The organism is Chryseobacterium sp. JV558 (assembly GCF_033712365.1).
Taxonomy (GTDB): domain Bacteria; phylum Bacteroidota; class Bacteroidia; order Flavobacteriales; family Weeksellaceae; genus Chryseobacterium.
This window is the reverse complement of sequence record NZ_WJHU01000018.1, coordinates 1-3334: the sequence shown is the minus strand read 5'-3', so window position 1 is coordinate 3334 and position 3334 is coordinate 1. Positions and strand designations below refer to the sequence as shown.

Below are 3334 nucleotides of genomic sequence, written 5' to 3'. Positions count from 1 at the left end.
GGGGAATTAGCTCAGCTGGCTAGAGCGCCTGCCTTGCACGCAGGAGGTCAAGGGTTCGACTCCCTTATTCTCCACAGTTTTGGAAGACTGATTTAAAAGTTACGGATAGAGCCAAAAACAATATCTGTTCATCAGTTGGACAAGAAGACATTAAGATCATTGACATTAACGGTAAAGACATCACAAAGAGATAACCGAGCACTTTCGAGTGCCGAGTTTATAAAAATATCGATAAATTTTAATTTATCAAAAAATACTGAACTAATATAATTATTAGGAAAGAAATCGTTAAGGGCGTATGGCGGATGCCTAGGCTTTCAGAGGCGACGAAGGACGTGGTAAGCTGCGAAAAGCTGCGGGGATTGGCACACACGAATTGATCCGCAGATGTCCGAATGGGGCAACCCGGCATGTTGAAGACATGTCACCTCGCAAGAGGAGCAAACCCGGAGAACTGAAACATCTAAGTACCCGGAGGAAAAGAAATCGAAGAGATTCCGTAAGTAGTGGCGAGCGAAAGCGGATTAGCCCAAAAGCTAATATATGTTTAATAGAATGTTCTGGAAAGAACTGCCGTAGAGGGTGATAGCCCCGTATATGAAAGGCATATTTAAGTGATAAATGAGTAGGGCGGGACACGTGAAATCCTGTCTGAATATGGGGGGACCATCCTCCAAGGCTAAATACTCCTGAAAGACCGATAGTGAACAAGTACTGTGAAGGAAAGGTGAAAAGCACTTCGAATAGAAGGGTGAAATAGAACCTGAAACCGTACGCCTACAAGCGGTCGGAGCACCTATATGGTGTGACGGCGTGCCTTTTGCATAATGAGCCTACGAGTTAATTTTACTAGCGAGGTTAAGGTATTAAGTACCGGAGCCGGAGCGAAAGCGAGTCTGAATAGGGCGTATAGTTAGTAGGATTAGACGCGAAACCTTGTGATCTACCCATGGGCAGGTTGAAGCTCTGGTAACACAGAGTGGAGGACCGAACCGGTTGACGTTGAAAAGTCTTCGGATGACCTGTGGGTAGGGGTGAAAGGCCAATCAAACTGGGAGATAGCTCGTACTCTCCGAAATGCATTTAGGTGCAGCGTCGTATATAAGTTTATTAGAGGTAGAGCTACTGATTGGATGCGGGGGTTTCATCGCCTACCAATTCCTGACAAACTCCGAATGCTAATAAATGTTCTACGGCAGTGAGGGCATGGGTGCTAAGGTCCATGTCCGAGAGGGAAAGAACCCAGACCAACAGCTAAGGTCCCAAAATATATGTTAAGTTGAAGCAACGCGGTTGGACTGCATTGACAGCTAGGATGTTGGCTTGGAAGCAGCCATTCATTTAAAGAGTGCGTAACAGCTCACTAGTCGAGCGGTCCGGCATGGATAATAATCGGGCATAAACATATTACCGAAGCTATGGATTTGTACATTGTACATCTGGTAGGAGAGCATTCTATTTGCGCCGAAGCAGTACTGTGAGGTATTGTGGAGCGGATAGAAAAGAAAATGTAGGCATAAGTAACGATAAAGCGGGCGAGAAACCCGCTCACCGAAAGACTAAGGTTTCCTCAGCCATGCTAATCAGCTGAGGGTTAGTCGGGACCTAACGCGAACCCGAAAGGGGTAGTGGATGGACAATGGGTTAATATTCCCATACTTGCTCACACTAAAAAGGGGACGGAGTGCCGTACTTACTGGAGACTGACGGAATAGTCAAGGCCTAGCCTTCGGGCGAAGCTGCTGTAGGGAAAGTGCTTCCAAGAAAAGCCGAAGTGAAGCAACCCGTACCAAAACCGACACAGGTAGTCGAGGAGAGAATCCTAAGGTGCTAGAGTGAATCATGGTTAAGGAACTAGGCAAAATAGTCTCGTAACTTCGGGAGAAGAGACGCCATCAGCAATGGTGGCCGCAGTAAAGAGGCCCAGGCGACTGTTTATCAAAAACACAGGACTCTGCAAAATCGAAAGATGCAGTATAGGGTCTGACACCTGCCCGGTGCTGGAAGGTTAAGGAAGGTGCTTAGGGTTAAACCGAAGGCATTGACTGAAGCCCCAGTAAACGGCGGCCGTAACTATAACGGTCCTAAGGTAGCGAAATTCCTTGTCGGGTAAGTTCCGACCTGCACGAATGGTGTAACGATCTGGGCACTGTCTCAACCATGAGCTCTGTGAAATTGTAGTCTCGGTGAAGATGCCGAGTACCCGCAATGGGACGAAAAGACCCTGTGAACCTTTACTATAACTTCGTATTGACTTTGAGTAAGTAATGTGTAGGATAGGTGGGAGGCTTTGAAGCTTGCACGCTAGTGTAGGTGGAGCCAACGTTGAAATACCACCCTTTACTTACTTGGAGCCTAACTTCTATTAGAAGGACATTGCGTGGTGGGTAGTTTGACTGGGGTGGTCGCCTCCAAAAGAGTAACGGAGGCTTTCAAAGGTACCCTCAGCACGCTTGGTAACCGTGCGTAGAGTGTAATGGCATAAGGGTGCTTGACTGTGAGACCTACAAGTCGATCAGGTGCGAAAGCAGGACATAGTGATCCGGTGGTTCCGTATGGAAGGGCCATCGCTCATAGGATAAAAGGTACTCCGGGGATAACAGGCTAGTCTCCCCCAAGAGCTCACATCGACGGGGAGGTTCGGCACCTCGATGTCGGCTCGTCACATCCTGGGGCTGGAGAAGGTCCCAAGGGTTGGGCTGTTCGCCCATTAAAGTGGCACGCGAGCTGGGTTCAGAACGTCGTGAGACAGTTCGGTCTCTATCTATTGCGGGCGTTAGATGTTTGAGAGGGCTTGATTCTAGTACGAGAGGACCGAATTGAACAAACCTCTGGTGTATCAGTTGTACCGCCAGGTGCACTGCTGAGTAGCTACGTTTGGAAGAGATAAGCACTGAAAGCATATAAGTGCGAAACTCGCCTCAAGATGAGACATCTTTTAAGGGTCGTTGGAGATGACGACGTTGATAGGCTACAGGTGTAAAGACAGTAATGTCATAGCCGAGTAGTACTAATTACCCGTAGATTTATAGCCTAATATGGCGCACGAAAGTGCAGCAAGGTTAGCTCTTTGTGAAAGTTTTTATCGATTATAAACCAGGTAGCAGATGGTAGCTATCAGGATGCAGGAATCCCTGCAGCCTTTTACCTATAGCCTGCAACCTTATATACCTTCTTTAGGGTGGTTTTAGCGGTGGGGCTCACCTGTTCCCATTCCGAACACAGAAGTTAAGCCCACCAGCGCCGATGGTACTGCGAAAGCGGGAGAGTAGGCCGCCGCCAGTTTTTATTTTATTTTTAAAAAATCCTTTATCTTATGATAGAGGATTTTTTT

The 3334-nt window shown here is 47.4% G+C and carries 1 tRNA gene and 2 rRNA genes; all 3 read left to right on the top strand.

The window, feature by feature from the left end:
* The 3 genes from GFU89_RS23165 (at position 1) to rrf (ending at position 3285) form a co-directional block, all read left to right on the top strand.
* Positions 1-74 (top strand) — tRNA-Ala (locus GFU89_RS23165).
* Between the two features lie 204 nt (positions 75-278).
* Positions 279-3034 (top strand): 23S ribosomal RNA (locus GFU89_RS23160).
* A gap of 143 nt (positions 3035-3177) precedes the next feature.
* Positions 3178-3285: ribosomal RNA gene (gene rrf, locus GFU89_RS23155) — 5S ribosomal RNA — on the top strand.
* The last annotated feature ends 49 nt before the right edge of the window (positions 3286-3334 follow it).